Origin of the sequence: Pseudomonas sp. IzPS59 (genome assembly GCF_014863505.1) — a bacterium.
In the GTDB taxonomy this organism is placed as follows: Bacteria; Pseudomonadota; Gammaproteobacteria; order Pseudomonadales; family Pseudomonadaceae; genus Aquipseudomonas; species Aquipseudomonas kribbensis.
Genome location: NZ_CP062251.1, coordinates 5,793,043 through 5,807,930 on the forward strand (window position 1 = coordinate 5,793,043; position 14,888 = coordinate 5,807,930).

Genomic DNA, 14,888 nt, shown 5'->3' on the forward strand with positions numbered 1-14,888 from the left:
GGAGTTTGTGTGGAGACTACAGGTGCAGGATGACTTCCACCCCGCCTTCGACGTTGCCGATGCGCATCGAACCGCCGTGCAGTTTGACCACTTCTTCGACGAAGTTAAGCCCCAGGCCGGTGCTTTTACGACCGCTGTCGGGGCGTGGCAACGAATAGAAACGCTCACTCAGACGCGGCAAGGCGTAGTCGGGAATCGGAGCGCTTTCGTTGAACAGACGAATCTCGATCTGCTCGCCAACCCGCTCGGCACTGAAGCGCAGCAAACCGTTTGGCGGTGTGAAATCCAGTGCATTTTCCAGCAGGTTGCCCAGTGCCTGACGCAGCAGGAACGGCTCACCGGTCAGCGACAGGTCTACGGAAATGCTTTGCTCGACCCGCAGTTGCCGGCCTTCGATGCGCGCCATTTGGGCCTGCAGCAACTGATCGAGCAATGCCGCCAAAGGCACCGTGACGCGCTCTTCAAGGCCCTGCCGCTGCTCCACCTGCGCCAGATTCAGCAACCGCTCGATCAACTGCTGCATGCGCGCACTTTCGCTGTCGATGTTGCCGACGAATCGCTGGCGTTGCGCCAGTGGCATTTCGCTTTGCAGCAACTCGGCGGCGCCGCGAATCGCCGCCAGCGGACTCTTCAATTCATGGGTCAAGGTGTGGACGTAACGTTCGACGTAGGCCTTGCCTTCAAGCTGGGTGCGCATCTGTTCCACGGCGCTCGCCAGTTGCTCCAGCTCGCCACCGCGATAATGCGGCACTTCCACCCGGCGCCCCTCACTCACAGCCTGAGCGTAACCGGTCAGACGGTGCAGCGCGCGGCTCAACCACCACGACAGTAACGCACCGAAAAGAAGACCCAGCGCAATCAGCCCGGCGCCATAAGCCAGCAAGCGGCGCTCGGTACGGTCGACATAGGGTTGCAGCGAGCTGTTGGGCTTGGCCACGGTGACCACGCCGATGATCTGGCCATCGTCGCGGATCGGCGCACCGACGTGCATCACCGATGAGTTTGGATCATTCGGATCGCTGCGGCTGGAGCGCGCGCCGTATTCGCCGCGCAGGGTCAGGTAGACGTCGTTCCAGCGCGAGTAGTCCTGACCGACCGCCAGACCACTGGAATCCAGTACCACGATGCCCTTGGCGTCGGTGACGTAGATGCGGTGGTTGACCTGGTTTTTCGACAGGCCCCAGATCGTCGCTTTCGGCTGGCGCTCGCCGTAGGCACGAAGCAGTTCAGGCCAGCGATTCTCGCTGAGGGTGCCGGCCTTGAAATCGTCCTTGAGGATTTCCGCCATCAGGTTGGCGGTATCGACCAGGGTTTCCTCGGTGGACTGGCGCACGCCGGGGCGGATTTCTTCCATCACGGTGTTGAGCACGAAATAACCGGTAAGGCCGATAAACAGCACGTACACCAGGAAAATCCGCAGCCCCAGTGACATCAGCTGTGCCCCGGGCTGTAGCTGTAGCCGAGACCGCGATGGGTCTGGATCGGCTCGGCCTCGGCGCAAATCAGGCGCAGCTTGGCGCGCACGCTCTTGATGTGGCTGTCGATGCTGCGCTCGTAGCCGGCGTCGGCTGCCACACCCAGCGCATCGAGCAGTTGCTCGCGACTGAACACCCGCTCGGGTTGTTCGAGCAGGCATTGCAGCAAACGGAATTCGTGACGGGTCAGGCTCAACGCCTGGCCGCGATAGCTGATCTGCACACGTTCGGGGTCGATGCGAAACACACCCGACCAGGCTTCGGCCGCTGGGCGCGGTGCCATGCGCTTGAGAATCGCCCGGACCCGTGCCGCCACTTCCCGTGGGCTGAACGGTTTGACCACGTAGTCGTCGGCGCCGATTTCCAGGCCCACCACCCGGTCGATCTCGGCATCCCGGGCGCTCAGGAACAGCACCGGCACTTCGCTGAACCGGCGTAGCTGTTTGCAGGTTTCGAAGCCGCTGATGTCCGGCAGACCGATGTCAAGGATGATCAGGTCAGCCGGTGTCTGGCGCTGATGTTCCAGCGCTTGCGCGCCGAGGCTCAGCCAGGTCGTGGTAAAGCCCTCGCCCTGCAAGGCAAAAATCAGCGTGTCGGCAATCGCCGCTTCGTCTTCGACAATCAGGATATGAGGCATGGCGTCCGAGCCTGTGGAATGAGTGCGCGAACGGTGCCCCAAGCCTGACGTTACGTCAATGAGACCAGTTGTTTCAGCAATCCGGTTTGTCCGCCGTGAAACGCCGCGCCGGGTTTACCGCTGCGCCAAACTCGCGCAAGGCCTTGGCACCGATCAGCAACGGGTAGTTGAAATGGCTGCGGTCGGTCAGGTTGACCTCGACGGTGCGCTTGACGTTGCCCAGGCACAGCTCCAGATCGACCACCGGACGCTTGGCGGCTTCCGTGGTGTCGCGATCCTCGTCGTCCTCGTCGGAGCGGCTCTTGATCTTGCTGATCCGCGCGATCTTGTGCTCGAACACCTTGTTGCTGGCGTCCTTGGTGGCGAGGCGGAAACGCACCCAGTCTTCACCGTCGCGGGTGAAGGTCTCGATGTCCTTGGCCGACAGCGAGGCGGTCAGCGCACCGGTGTCCATTTTCGCCTTGAGCACTTGCCCGCCGATTTCCGGCAGCGCGATGTATTCGTAGCGCCCGTACAGGGTCGGCTCGGCGGCCAGCACCGGCAGGGCAACGAGGGAAAGCAATGCAAGGAGGGATTTCACGTAATGGGCTTCCTTGGGAAATGGGGGCGTCTGACGCGAGATTTTAGACCGCTGTTCGCTTGATCGTTCCCGCAAGGCTAACGCGCCAAAGGTGAAACATTCGTAACCCATGATTTGGCCTGTCGCCCGAAGCCACTTATCATGGCGCGCCCATCCGCTTTCAAGAGTTGCTTATGCGCCGCCTGCTCACCGGCTGTCTCGTCACCCTGCTGCTGTTGCTCAACACCCTGGTGCTGTTCGGCCCGTTGATGGTGTTCGCCCTGCTCAAGCTGATCCTGCCGGGACGCTTTCGCGATTACGCCTCGTGGGCGGTGATGTGGATCGCCGAGACCTGGGCGGAGATCGACAAACTGATCTTCCGCCTGTGCATCCCGACGCAATGGGACATCCGTGGCGGCGATGATCTGCGTGGCGACACGTCGTATCTGGTGATCAGCAACCATCAGTCGTGGGTCGACATCCCCGCGCTGATCCAGACCCTCAACCGGCGCACGCCGTTCTTCAAGTTCTTCCTCAAGAAGGAACTGATCTGGGTACCGTTCCTCGGCCTCGCCTGGTGGGCGCTGGATTACCCGTTCATGAAGCGCTACACCAAGGCGTTCCTGGCGAAGCACCCGGAACTGGCCGGCAAGGATCTGGAAATCACCAAAGCCGCGTGCGAGCTGTTCAAGCGCCAGCCGGTGACGGTGGTGAATTATCTGGAAGGCACCCGCTACACCTCGGCCAAGAGCACTCAGCAGCAGTCACCGTTCAGCCATTTGCTCAAGCCCAAGGCCGGCGGCGTGGCATTTGTACTGGCGGCGATGGGTGAACAGCTGGACGCGATTCTCGATGTGACCGTGGTTTATCCACAGCCGAAGATTCCGGGGTTCTGGGATCTGATCAGCGGCAACGTACCGCGGGTGATCATCGATATCCGGACTCGTGAACTCGACCCGGCGCTGTGGCAGGGCGATTACGAAAACGATCCGGTGTTTCGCGAGAAGGTCCAGAGCTGGGTCAACCAGCTCTGGACCGAGAAAGACCAGCGCATCACCGAACTGCGCGGAGAGCGCGGCTGATCAGCGGGGGGCGGTCAACCGCCGACACCCCAGACACCGCCGAGGGTTTTCAGCAGCGAACCGCCAACGCCCTGGTCACCCAGGTACTTGAGGATCACCGGAGCGAACTGGCCGACCATGCTGTTATCCATGCCCAGTGCGCCGAATGCGCTGTTCAGGTCATTGGTGCTCTTCACATTGCCCAGCGCGTTATCCAGACCCGCCGACTTGCCGGAAGAACCGAGCACGCTGCTCAACGCGCCCAACTGACCTGCACCGCCCGACAGCTTGTCGAGCCCCGGCACGCTCTTGGCCAGTTCCGAATAGTCGCTGCCGCTGAGCTTGTTCTTCGCCAGGCCAAACATTGCACTGGTGCCACCGACGGCTTGTTGCGGTGTAACCCCAAGACCGGTGACCGCCTGCAGCAGACCGGCCGTTTCCGACGTCGGCGCGGCGGCGGTGGCTGCGTTGCCGCCCTGCATGCTTGAGGCTGCCTTGGTCACGTCATCCAGGCTGAAACCTGCGAAAACCGGGCTCGCCACAACCGTCATCAGCGAAGCCAGTGCGAAACCGCGTGAAATCTTCATCCAGACATCCTCTTTCGTCATGAAAACCGCCCGTCACGGGTGGCAAAACTGTCGGTTTGACCGGCAATTCGTCAGCCTGTTCCGAGCGTAGCGCATCCATTTTGAGCCGGCCCGCGTATAGGAAATGTGAAACCCCGGAAATCGAACCATGAATGGCACGAGCGCTGTCGCTGAACTAGCCTGTGAACTACCCGAAACCAGCGCCCGCCCTGTCTGGAGACTTGCCATCACCCTCGCCGACACCGATCAGCTCCGGCAATTGCTGGCCCAGTGCTCACTGGGCGACCGCCGTGCCTTTGAAACGCTGTACCGTAGCGTGGGCCCGCGCCTGCACGGCGTGGCCCTGCGGTTCATGGGCCGCCCGGATCTGGCCGAAGAAGTGTTGCAGGAGAGCTTCGTGCGCATCTGGAACAACGCCTCGCGCTACGAATCGCACCTGTCGGCACCGATGACCTGGATGATCAACATCACTCGCAATCAGGCCATCGACCAGTTGCGCAAGCATCGCGACCGGCCTTTGACTGATTTCGAGCAGGAAGCCCTGGTGGATGAAAACCCCTCGGCCCATGACCTGTTGAACAGCGCCCGCGAAGCCACAGCCCTGAACCGCTGCCTGGAAACCCTTGAAGGCATGCAGCGCCGGTCGATCACCGTGGCCTACTTTCAGGGTTTGTCCTGCTCGGAACTGGCCGAGCATCTGGCGGCGCCGCTGGGCTCGGTCAAATCGTGGATTCGCCGGGGCATGGAACGCCTGCGCCGGTGCCTTGAATCATGAACTACCAGACCCCAGCCCTGCGCCGCGCCCTCGCCGCCGATTACGCCATCGGCTTGATGGCTGCGCCGGCCCGTCGGCGTTTCGAGCAATTGCTGCTGGAAGACGCCGCTCTGCGTGCCGAACTGGCGCACTGGCAGGAAAGCCTCGCCAGCCTCACCGGAACACTGCCGGAGGTTCCGGTGCCGGAGCGCGTGTGGCATGGCGTTACCGCGCGGATCGAACCGCAAGAACTGCATGTGCCGGAGAAACGTCCGTTCTGGAACTGGCTGCGGGTGACGGCGGCCCTGGCCTCCATCGTGGTGCTGGTGTTCCTTGGCTCGCTGTACACCCACGACGACGCCCGCTACCGCGCCACCCTCCTGAGCGCCGACGCGCAACCGGCGCTGAAGGTCGAGGCCCATGACAATTACCTGCAAGTCGAGCCGCTGACATTGGCGGCTGTCGATCCTCAGCGCAGTCTGGAATTGTGGGCTATTCCGGCCGATGGCAAGCCGATCTCGCTGGGTGTGATCCCGGCGGGCGGCAAAGGCAAGGTTGAATTGAGCGACACGCAAAAGGCGCTGATCGGCAAGCCGATTGCACTGGCGGTGAGCCTTGAACCGAAAGGTGGGTCGCCGACCGGGCAGCCGACGGGGCCGGTTCTTTATCAAGGCGCATTGGCCGCACTGTGACAACCATAAAAAACGGCGACCTCAGGTCGCCGTTTTTTTGTGCTCTGACGCTTACGCCGCACTGAACAACTTGTGCGGATCAATCACAAACTTCTTCGGCACGCCCGCATCGAACTCGCCGTAACCTTCAGGTGCCTGGTCGAGGCTGATGACCTGCACACCCACCACTTCGGCGATGTTGATGCGGTCCCACATGATTGCCTGCATCAGCTGGCGGTTGTACTTCATCACCGGAGTCTGCCCGGTGTGGAAGCTGTGGGATTTGGCCCAGCCGAGGCCGAAGCGGATGCTCAGGCTGCCCATTTTCGCAGCAGCATCGACAGCACCCGGATCCTCGGTCACGTACAGGCCCGGGATACCGATCTTGCCGGCGACGCGCACCACGCCCATCAGCGAGTTGAGCACCGTGGCCGGGGCTTCGGATTTGACGCCGTCGTGACCATGGCCGCGAGCTTCGAAGCCCACGCAGTCCACCGCGCAATCCACTTCAGGCTCGCCCAGCAATGCGGCGATCTGTTCGTGCAGCGGCGTGTCTTTCGACAGGTCGACGATTTCGAAACCCTGAGCCTTGGCGTGGGCTAGGCGGATGGTATTGACGTCACCGACGATCACGACTGCAGCGCCCAGCAAGCGGGCGGAAGCGGCAGCCGCCAGACCGACCGGGCCGGCGCCCGCGATGTAAACGGTGCTGCCCGGGCCGACGCCAGCGGTAACGGCGCCGTGGTAACCGGTCGGCAGAATGTCGGAGAGGCAGGTCAGGTCACGGATTTTCTCCATGGCCTTGTCGCGGTCCGGCAGTTTCAGCAGGTTGAAGTCGGCGTACGGCACCAGCACGTATTCGGCCTGGCCGCCGGTCCAGTCGCCCATGTCGACGTAACCGTAGGCACCGCCGGCGCGAGCCGGGTTGACGGTCAGGCAGACGCCGGTGTGTTGCTCCTTGCAGGAACGGCAGCGCCCGCAAGCCACGTTGAACGGAACGGACACCAGGTCGCCGATTTTCAGGCTTTCGACGTCACTGCCCTTCTCGATCACTTCACCGGTGATCTCGTGCCCCAGCACCAGACCGACCTGAGCGGTGGTACGGCCGCGCACCATGTGCTGGTCGGAGCCACAAATGTTGGTTGAAACCACACGCAGGATGACACCGTGCTCGATCTTCCTGCCGCGCGGATCCTGCATTTTCGGATAGTCGATTTTCTGTACTTCGACCTTGCCAGCGCCGAGATACACCACACCACGATTGCCAGACATGCTTTCACCTCGCTGTTGTTTTTATGGAACCGCGCCGCCCAGGCAGGCAGCGCGTTAAGTGCTCGGGTTATTGCTTGTTGGTCTTGCGTTGTTATGACTTAAAGAACGACGGTGCGGTTGGCGTTCAGGAACACCCGCCGCTCAATGTGATACCCCACGGCCCGGGCCAGGGTCAGGCCTTCGATGTCGCGGCCCTTGGCAATCAGGTCTTCGGGGTAATGACTGTGATCCACCGCCTCGACGCCCTGGGCAATGATCGGCCCCTCGTCGAGGTCGTTGTTGATGTAGTGCGCCGTCGCGCCTACCAGCTTCACGCCCTTGTTGTAGGCCTGGTGATACGGCTTGGCGCCCTTGAAGCCCGGCAGCAGCGAGTGATGAATGTTGATCGCCTTGCCATCGAGCTTGCGGCACAGCTCCGGCGACAGCACCTGCATGTAGCGGGCGAGGATCACCAGTTCGGCGCCTGCTTCCTCGATCACCTGCCACACCTGCCGCTCCTGGGCCGGTTTGTCATTCGGATCGAGGGGGAAATGGTAGTAGGGAATCTGGTGCCAGTCGGCCAGCGGCTTGAGGTCCGGGTGGTTCGACACCACCGCCGCCACGTCCATCGACAACTGGCCGATGCGCTGGCGGTAAAGCAAGTCGTTGAGGCAGTGATCGGCCTTGGAAACCATGATCACCACTTTCGGCCGGTAGTTCGGCGCGGTCAGCTCGAAGATCATGCCGAACGCCTGACCGCGTTCGGCGAGGCCGGCGCGGAAGGATTGCTCGTCAAAACCGTCAGGCTGGCGGAATTCCACGCGAATGAAGAACCGGCCCGAGAGCCGGTCATCGAACGAGTGGTGCTCGGTGACGTAACAGCCCTGCTCGAACAGAAAACGCGTCACCGCGTCCACGGTGCCGAGAACGCTGGGGCAGTCGGCGGTCAGAATCCATGTATCCGGGGCGCGGCTCATTGTTGTTTTTCTCCTCTACTCGTTCCCACGCACAGCGCAGGAACGATCATTACGCCTGAACGCTAAGGCCGTATTCGGCGGACGCATCCTGCAACCACAACCACCAGTAATCCGAGAAGCTGCGACGAATCAGCAGTTCCCAGGTGTCTTCGGCGGTGTGGCGAATCATCAGCTGCGACTTGGCGAACACCGTACCCACGGCCTTGCCGACCGGGAAGTTGTTCGGGTGCACGTCGTAGCTGGTGGACTTCATCAGCACCTGACGCACGTTCGGGCCGCTCAATTCGAGCACCTGCTGGCCGCCGCTGACGTTGACGATTGCGATGTGCAGATCGCCCAGCGCTTCGCGCAGTTTCTGCTCGGCAGCGAACTCTTCGCCGCTCGGCACGATCAGCAGCCACTCGTCCGGGCCCATCCATTGCAGGCTGGTTTCGCCTTTGACGATCACGCTCAGGGCACCCGGCAACTCGATGCCCAGGGCCTTGTGCACACCGGCGGCAAACGCGGCATCGTGGCCGTCGCCACGAATGGTCAGATGGCCGAGGAGTTTCTTCTCGCGCACGGTCACGCCGGCGCTTTTGCGGCCCTTGCCCACCAGGCTGGCGAGGTCGGCGTGATGCAGCGACGACTCGGCCTTGGCCCCGGTGGTCGGCCGTTGTTGGTACACGTTGGCTGCGGTCATAAAGCACCCTTCCTGAATTCTGTGCCGCTCCCGCGCCAGGCGCGGGAGCGCTCGATTAGATGTTCTGGCGATCGCCTTTCGGATCGAAGAACACCGAAGAAACGATTTCCGCCTCGATCACGCTGCCGTCCGCCAGCGGTGCGAACACCCGCTCGCCCAGACGCTTCAGACCGCCCTTCACCACGCCCATGGCAAACGAATAACCGAGGGAGTTGTGCGCGTAGCTGGAAGTCACGTGGCCGACCATGGTCATCGGGATCGTCTGCTTGGTGTTGAACACCAGTTGCGCGCCTTCCGGCAGCCATACGTTCGGATCGATCGGCTTCAGGCCCACCAGTTGCTTGCGCTGATCACGCACGCAGTCTTCACGGTTCATGCCGCGCTGGCCGATCCACGAGAACGGTTTGGTGCGACCGACGCACCAACCCATGTTCAGGTCGTCCGGGGTCATCGAGCCGTCGGTGTCCTGGCCGACGATGATGAAGCCCTTCTCGGCCCGCAGGACGTGCATGGTTTCGGTGCCGTATGGGGTCAGGTTGTACTGCTTGCCGGCCTCGACAATTTTTTCCAGCACACCCATGGCGTAGTCGGCCTGGACGTTGACTTCGTACGACAGCTCACCGGTGAACGAGATGCGGAACACACGCGCCGGCACACCGCCGACCAGACCTTCTTTCCAGGTCATGAACGGGAACGCTTCGTTGGCGAGATCAATGTCGGTCACGGCACTGAGCAGCTTGCGGCTGTTCGGGCCGGACAGGGTCATGGTCGCCCAGTGGTCGGTGACGGAGGTGAAGTACACCTTCATTTCCGGCCATTCGGTCTGGTGGTACAGCTCCAGCCACTGCAGTACACGAGCCGCGCCGCCGGTGGTGGTGGTCATGACGAAATGGTTGTCGGCCAGACACGCCGTCACACCGTCGTCGAAGACCATGCCGTCTTCCTTGCACATCAGGCCGTAACGGGCCTTGCCCACATCGAGCTTGGTCCAGGCGTTGGTGTACACGCGGTTGAGGAACTCACGGGCGTCCGGGCCCTGGATGTCGATCTTGCCCAGGGTCGAAGCGTCCAGCAGGCCAACGCTGTCGCGCACAGCCTTGCATTCGCGTTTGACCGCGGCATGCATGTCTTCGCCGTTTTTCGGGAAGTACCACGGACGTTTCCACTGGCCGACGTCTTCGAATTCGGCGCCGTTTTTCAGGTGCCATTGATGCAGTGCGGTGTAACGCACAGGTTCGAAGATGTGCCCGCAGTGACGACCGGCTACTGCGCCAAACGTCACCGGCGTGTAGTTCGGACGGAACATCGTGGTGCCCATCTGCGGGATGGTCACGTTCAGCGAACGGGCGGCGATGGCCAGACCGTTGACGTTGCCGAGCTTGCCCTGATCGGTACCGAAGCCCAGCGCGGTGTAACGTTTGACGTGCTCGACCGACTCGAAACCTTCGCGGGTCGCCAGTTCGATGGCGGCGGCGGTCACGTCGTTCTGCAAGTCAACGAATTGCTTCGGTGCCCGGGAAGTACCCTTCTCGTGCGGCACCTGGAACAGCGCCAGCGTCGGTTCTTCGTGGCGGCTCAGGGCTTTCGGCAACACGCCTTCGACGGTCTGGAAACCGGCTTCGGCTGCGGCGCGCACGCCACCTTCAAAACCGTCGGCCAGGGAATCGCCGAGACCGTAGACGCCGTTGATGCCGCCGACGCACACGCGTTTCTGCGGTGCTTCGCCCGGTACGAAACCGAGGATGTCTTCGCGCCAGATCGGCTTGCCGCCCAGGTGCGAAGCCAGGTGCACCACCGGGCTGTAGCCGCCGGAGCTGGCGATCACGTCGCAGTCCAGCCATTCGCCGGGACTGGTCACGGCATGGCCTTTCACATCGATGGCGGCCACACGGGCAGCGGTCACACGCTTGCTGCCACGGGCCTCGATCACGGCGCTGCCGGTGAGGATACGAATGCCTTTGGCGCGGGCTTCTTCAACCAATGCGCCACGCGGATTGCTGCGGGCGTCGGCGATGGCCACCACTTGCAGGCTGGCGTCCAACCAGTCCAGCGCCACGCGATAGGCATGATCGTTGTTGGTGGTCAGCACCAGCTTCTTGCCCGGGGCCACGCCGTAACGGCGCACGTAAGTCGAAACCGCACCGGCCAGCATGTTGCCCGGCACGTCGTTGTTGCCGTAGACCAGCGGACGCTCGTGGGCGCCGGTCGCCAGCACCACACGCTTGGCGCGGACGCGGTGGATGCGCTGACGCACCTGGCCGATCGGCGCGCGGTCGCCGAGGTGATCGGTAAGACGCTCATGAATGGTCAGGAAGTTATGGTCGTGGTAACCGTTGACCGTGGCGCGCGGCAACAGCAGCACGTCCGGGGTGTTCTTCAGTTCGGCAACCACACTGGCGACCCACTCCACGGCAGGCTTGCCGTCGAGGCTTTCGCGGGAATCGAGCAGGCTGCCGCCGAACTCTTCCTGTTCATCGGCGATGATCACCCGGGCACCGCTGCGCGCGGCAGCCAAAGCAGCGGCCAGACCGGCCGGGCCGGCGCCGACGATCAGCACGTCGCAGTGCTGGTTCATGTAGTCGTAGGTGTCCGGATCGACTTCGGTCGGCGAACGGCCAAGACCTGCGGCCTTACGAATGTATTTCTCGTAAGTCATCCAGAACGATTGCGGATACATGAAGGTTTTGTAGTAGAAACCCGGTGGCATCAGCTTGCCGCCGACCTTGCCGAGAATCCCCATCATGTCGTTGTTGACGCTAGGCCAGCCGTTGGTGCTGGTGGCGACCAGGCCCTGATACAGCGCCTGTTGCGTGGCCCGCACGTTAGGAATCTGGGTGGCTTCGGTGGCACCGATCTGCAGCACCGCGTTCGGTTCTTCGGCACCGGCGGCGAAGATGCCGCGAGGACGCGAATACTTGAAGCTGCGGCCGATGATGTCGACGCCGTTGGCGATCAGCGCCGAGGCCAGCGAGTCGCCCTCGAAGCCTTTGTAGCTCTGACCGTTGAAGGTGAAGCTCAGCACTTTGTTGCGGTCGATCCGTCCACCGTTGGACAGGCGATTGGTCTGGCTCATACCTTCTCTCCCAGCGCCGGCGTGGCTGTTTTCGCAGGGTCAGCCTTGTCGGTGAATTGCGGCTTGGTGCCGATCTTGTAGGTTTCGAGAATCTCGTAGGTCACGGTGTCGCGGGTGACGTTGAAGTACTGGCGGCAACCCGCGACGTGATCCCACAACTCGTGGTGCAGACCGCGCGGGTTGTCGCGGAAGAACATGTAGTCGCCCCACTCCTCGTCGGTGCAGCTGTTCGGATCCAGCGGACGCGGGATGTGCGCCTGGCCGGATGCGTGGAATTCCTCTTCGGAGCGCAGTTCGCCGCAGTGAGGACAGAAGATATGCAACATGGGATTTCTCCTGTTAGTGGGCGACAGCCGCAGCGCCGTGTTCGTCGATCAACGCACCGTTGTGGAAACGGTCGATGGAGAAAGGTGCGGCCAGCGGGTGCATTTCACCCTTGGCCAGGCTTGCAGCAAACACGTTGCCCGAGCCCGGTGTTGCCTTGAAGCCACCGGTGCCCCAACCGCAGTTGAAGAACATGTTCGGCACCGGGGTTTTCGAAATGATCGGGCAGGCGTCCGGCGTGGTGTCGACGATGCCGCCCCACTGACGGTTCATGCGTACCCGCGACAGCACCGGGAACATCTCGACGATGGCCTGGATGGTGTGCTCGATCACCGGGTACGAACCGCGCTGGCCGTAGCCGTTGTAGCCGTCGATACCGGCGCCGATCACCAGGTCGCCCTTGTCGGACTGGCTGATGTAACCGTGCACGGCGTTGGACATGATCACGCTGTCGATAATCGGCTTGATCGGCTCGGACACCAGCGCCTGCAGCGGGTGGGATTCGATCGGCAGACGGAAACCGGCGAGCTTGGCCATGTGCCCGGAGTTACCGGCGGTGACCACGCCGACGCGCTTGGCGCCGATGAAACCCTTGTTGGTTTCGACGCCGATGCACACACCGTTTTCCTTGCGGAAACCGATCACTTCGGTCTGCTGGATCAGGTCCACACCCAAGGCGTCGGCGGCACGGGCAAAGCCCCACGCCACGGCATCGTGACGGGCCACGCCGCCACGACGCTGGACGGTTGCGCCCATCACCGGGTAGCGGGTGTTTTTCGAGCAGTCGAGGTAGGGGATCTCGTCCGCGACTTGCTTGGCGTTGAGCAGCTCGCCGTCGACGCCGTTGAGGCGGTTGGCGCTGACCCGACGCTCGGAATCACGGATGTCCTGCAAGGTGTGGCACAGGTTGTAGACGCCGCGCTGGGAGAACATCACGTTGTAGTTCAGGTCTTGCGAAAGGCCTTCCCACAGTTTCATCGCGTGTTCGTACAGGTGCGCCGACTCGTCCCACAGGTAGTTGGAGCGAACGATGGTGGTGTTGCGCGCGGTGTTTCCGCCGCCCAGCCAGCCTTTCTCGACCACGGCCACGTTGGTGATGCCGTGCTCTTTCGCCAGATAGTAGGCAGTCGCCAGACCGTGCCCGCCGCCGCCGACGATGACCACGTCGTAGACCTTTTTCGGGGTTGGCGTGCGCCACATGCGCTGCCAGTTTTCGTGGTGGCTGAGGGAGTGCTTGAAGAGGCCGAAGCCCGAATAGCGTTGCATAGTCATTTACTCCAGAACGCTCAGCGATAAACCGGGAAGTCTGCGCACAGGGCCGCAACCTGCTGGGCGACGTTGGCCTCGACATCGGCATCGCCGAGGTTGTCGAGGATGTCGCAGATCCAGCCGGCCAGCGTCACGCACTGCGCCACCTTGAAGCCTCGGGTGGTCACCGCCGGGGTGCCGATGCGCAGGCCGGAGGTGACGAACGGCGATTGCGGGTCGTTCGGTACGGCGTTCTTGTTGACGGTGATGTGCGCGCGACCGAGAGCGGCGTCCGCGTCTTTACCGGTGAGGCCCTGACGGATCAGGCTGACCAGGAACAGATGGTTGTCGGTGCCGCCGGACACTACATCGTAGCCACGTTTGATAAATACGCTCGCCATCGCCTGGGCGTTGTCGATCACTTGTTGCTGATAGGCCTTGAAGCCAGGCTCCAGCGCTTCCTTGAAGCACACGGCCTTGCCGGCGATGACGTGCATCAGCGGGCCGCCCTGGGCGCCGGGGAATACCGCCGCGTTGAGCTTCTTCTCGATCTCTTCGTTGGCCTTGGCCAGGATCAGCCCGCCACGCGGACCGCGCAGGGTCTTGTGGGTGGTGGTAGTGACCACGTCGGCGTACGGCAGCGGGTTCGGGTACAGACCGGCAGCCACCAGACCGGCGACGTGGGCCATGTCGACGAACAGCAGCGCACCGACCTTGTCGGCGATCTGACGGAAGCGCGGGAAGTCGAGGGTTTTCGAGTAGGCCGAGAAACCGGCGACGATCATTTTCGGTTTGTGCTCGACGGCCAGGCGCTCGACTTCGTCGTAATCGATCAGGCCGGTCTTGGTGTCGATGCCGTACTGCACGGCGTTGTAGAGCTTGCCCGAGGACGAGACCTTGGCGCCGTGGGTCAGGTGACCGCCGTGGGCCAGGCTCATGCCGAGAATGGTGTCGCCGGCCTGGATCAGCGCCAGATACACGGCGCTGTTGGCCGAGGAACCGGAGTGCGGCTGGACGTTGGCGTAATCGGCACCGAACAGTTGCTTGGCGCGTTCGATGGCCAGGGCTTCAACCTTGTCGACGTGCTCGCAGCCACCGTAGTAGCGCTTGCCCGGATAACCTTCGGCGTACTTGTTGGTCAGGCCGCTGCCTTGCGCTTCCATCACGCGCTTGCTGGTGTAGTTCTCCGACGCGATCAGCTCGATGTGATCTTCCTGACGTTGCTCCTCGGCATTCATCGCCGCCAGCAGTGCATCGTCGTAACCCTGGATCCGGTCTTGCTTGCTGAACATCGCGTCTCTCCCAGCGGCATCTGTGCGCCATTCGTCTCGGTAAGGCACTGGCAATGATGGCAGTGCCCTTTGATGCCGATGGTATGGCCGGCGCAGGGAGGTCAAATGCCTACGGACGCCACGCAAAGGTGCGTTTACGACATGGACGCAAATCACTGAATACACGCATGGCTGAAGACACCGGAGATCCTTGTGGGAGCGGGCTTGCCCGCGAAGAGGGAGTGCCAGTCGACATCATTGCTGTCTGACCCAGCGCATTCGCGGGCAAGTCGAATCGTCGCACCGCAGCTCCCACAG

General features: G+C 62.5%; 14 protein-coding genes. 3 read left to right on the plus strand and 11 right to left on the minus strand.

Features of this window, described 5'->3' with window-relative positions; genetic code table 11:
- Window positions 1–16: 16 nt before the first annotated feature.
- From creC to IF189_RS26080, 3 genes are all read right to left on the minus strand, one after another.
- Window positions 17–1,432 carry a two-component system sensor histidine kinase CreC gene (creC, locus tag IF189_RS26070; RefSeq protein ID WP_192552459.1) on the minus strand — a complete coding sequence of 472 codons (1,416 nt, stop codon included), beginning with the start codon at window positions 1,430–1,432 and terminating at the stop codon, window positions 17–19.
- Window positions 1,432–2,112, minus strand: a complete 681-nt coding sequence (gene creB / locus IF189_RS26075) for a two-component system response regulator CreB (protein WP_192552460.1) — start codon at window positions 2,110–2,112, stop codon at window positions 1,432–1,434. Before creB ends, creC begins: the two co-directional genes overlap by 1 nt.
- A gap of 73 nt (window positions 2,113–2,185) precedes the next feature.
- Window positions 2,186–2,692, minus strand: coding sequence for an ATP-dependent zinc protease (locus IF189_RS26080; RefSeq protein ID WP_102619757.1), 507 nt, complete (start codon window positions 2,690–2,692; stop codon window positions 2,186–2,188).
- A gap of 173 nt (window positions 2,693–2,865) precedes the next feature.
- Between IF189_RS26080 and IF189_RS26085 the strand changes: the two genes are divergently transcribed.
- Window positions 2,866–3,753 carry an acyltransferase gene (locus tag IF189_RS26085; RefSeq protein ID WP_192552461.1) on the plus strand — a complete coding sequence of 296 codons (888 nt, stop codon included), beginning with the start codon at window positions 2,866–2,868 and terminating at the stop codon, window positions 3,751–3,753.
- 14 nt (window positions 3,754–3,767) lie between these two features.
- On the opposite strand, the gene IF189_RS26090 is transcribed toward IF189_RS26085, so the two are convergent.
- A complete protein-coding gene (locus IF189_RS26090) occupies window positions 3,768–4,319 on the minus strand; it encodes a DUF2780 domain-containing protein (RefSeq protein ID WP_134828337.1) in 552 nt (183 codons plus the stop codon).
- A 148-nt stretch (window positions 4,320–4,467) separates the two neighbouring features.
- Between IF189_RS26090 and IF189_RS26095 the strand changes: the two genes are divergently transcribed.
- Together IF189_RS26095 and IF189_RS26100 are read left to right on the plus strand one after the other, a co-directional pair.
- Window positions 4,468–5,094, plus strand: coding sequence for a sigma-70 family RNA polymerase sigma factor (locus tag IF189_RS26095; RefSeq protein WP_134828338.1), 627 nt, complete (start codon window positions 4,468–4,470; stop codon window positions 5,092–5,094).
- Complete coding sequence (locus IF189_RS26100; protein WP_134828339.1) at window positions 5,091–5,765, plus strand: anti-sigma factor domain-containing protein; 675 nt, start codon at window positions 5,091–5,093, stop codon at window positions 5,763–5,765. The genes IF189_RS26095 and IF189_RS26100 overlap by 4 nt, the downstream gene beginning before the upstream one ends.
- 51 nt (window positions 5,766–5,816) lie before the next feature.
- Here the strand turns inward: IF189_RS26100 and fdhA are convergent, their stop codons facing one another.
- The 7 genes from fdhA to glyA form a co-directional block, all read right to left on the minus strand.
- Window positions 5,817–7,016 (minus strand): formaldehyde dehydrogenase, glutathione-independent, encoded by a 1,200-nt coding sequence (fdhA, locus tag IF189_RS26105; protein WP_011336270.1) that lies wholly within the window; start codon window positions 7,014–7,016, stop codon window positions 5,817–5,819.
- A 98-nt stretch (window positions 7,017–7,114) separates the two neighbouring features.
- Window positions 7,115–7,972 (minus strand): formyltetrahydrofolate deformylase, encoded by an 858-nt coding sequence (gene purU, locus IF189_RS26110; RefSeq protein WP_007959808.1) that lies wholly within the window; start codon window positions 7,970–7,972, stop codon window positions 7,115–7,117.
- A 49-nt stretch (window positions 7,973–8,021) separates the two neighbouring features.
- Window positions 8,022–8,654: a sarcosine oxidase subunit gamma gene (locus IF189_RS26115; protein ID WP_096817792.1), complete on the minus strand. Its 633-nt coding sequence runs from the start codon at window positions 8,652–8,654 to the stop codon at window positions 8,022–8,024.
- A 55-nt stretch (window positions 8,655–8,709) separates the two neighbouring features.
- Window positions 8,710–11,727, minus strand: a complete 3,018-nt coding sequence (locus IF189_RS26120; RefSeq protein WP_192552462.1) for a sarcosine oxidase subunit alpha — start codon at window positions 11,725–11,727, stop codon at window positions 8,710–8,712.
- Window positions 11,724–12,053: a sarcosine oxidase subunit delta gene (locus IF189_RS26125; RefSeq protein WP_085709160.1), complete on the minus strand. Its 330-nt coding sequence runs from the start codon at window positions 12,051–12,053 to the stop codon at window positions 11,724–11,726. The genes IF189_RS26120 and IF189_RS26125 overlap by 4 nt, the downstream gene beginning before the upstream one ends.
- A gap of 13 nt (window positions 12,054–12,066) precedes the next feature.
- On the minus strand, window positions 12,067–13,317 hold the full coding sequence (locus IF189_RS26130; protein ID WP_003206307.1) for a sarcosine oxidase subunit beta: 1,251 nt from the start codon (window positions 13,315–13,317) through the stop codon (window positions 12,067–12,069).
- A gap of 20 nt (window positions 13,318–13,337) precedes the next feature.
- The gene (gene glyA, locus IF189_RS26135) at window positions 13,338–14,591 is read right to left on the minus strand and encodes a serine hydroxymethyltransferase (RefSeq protein ID WP_114885977.1); all 1,254 of its coding nucleotides are present in this window, start codon (window positions 14,589–14,591) and stop codon (window positions 13,338–13,340) included.
- Between the last annotated feature and the right edge of the window lie 297 nt (window positions 14,592–14,888).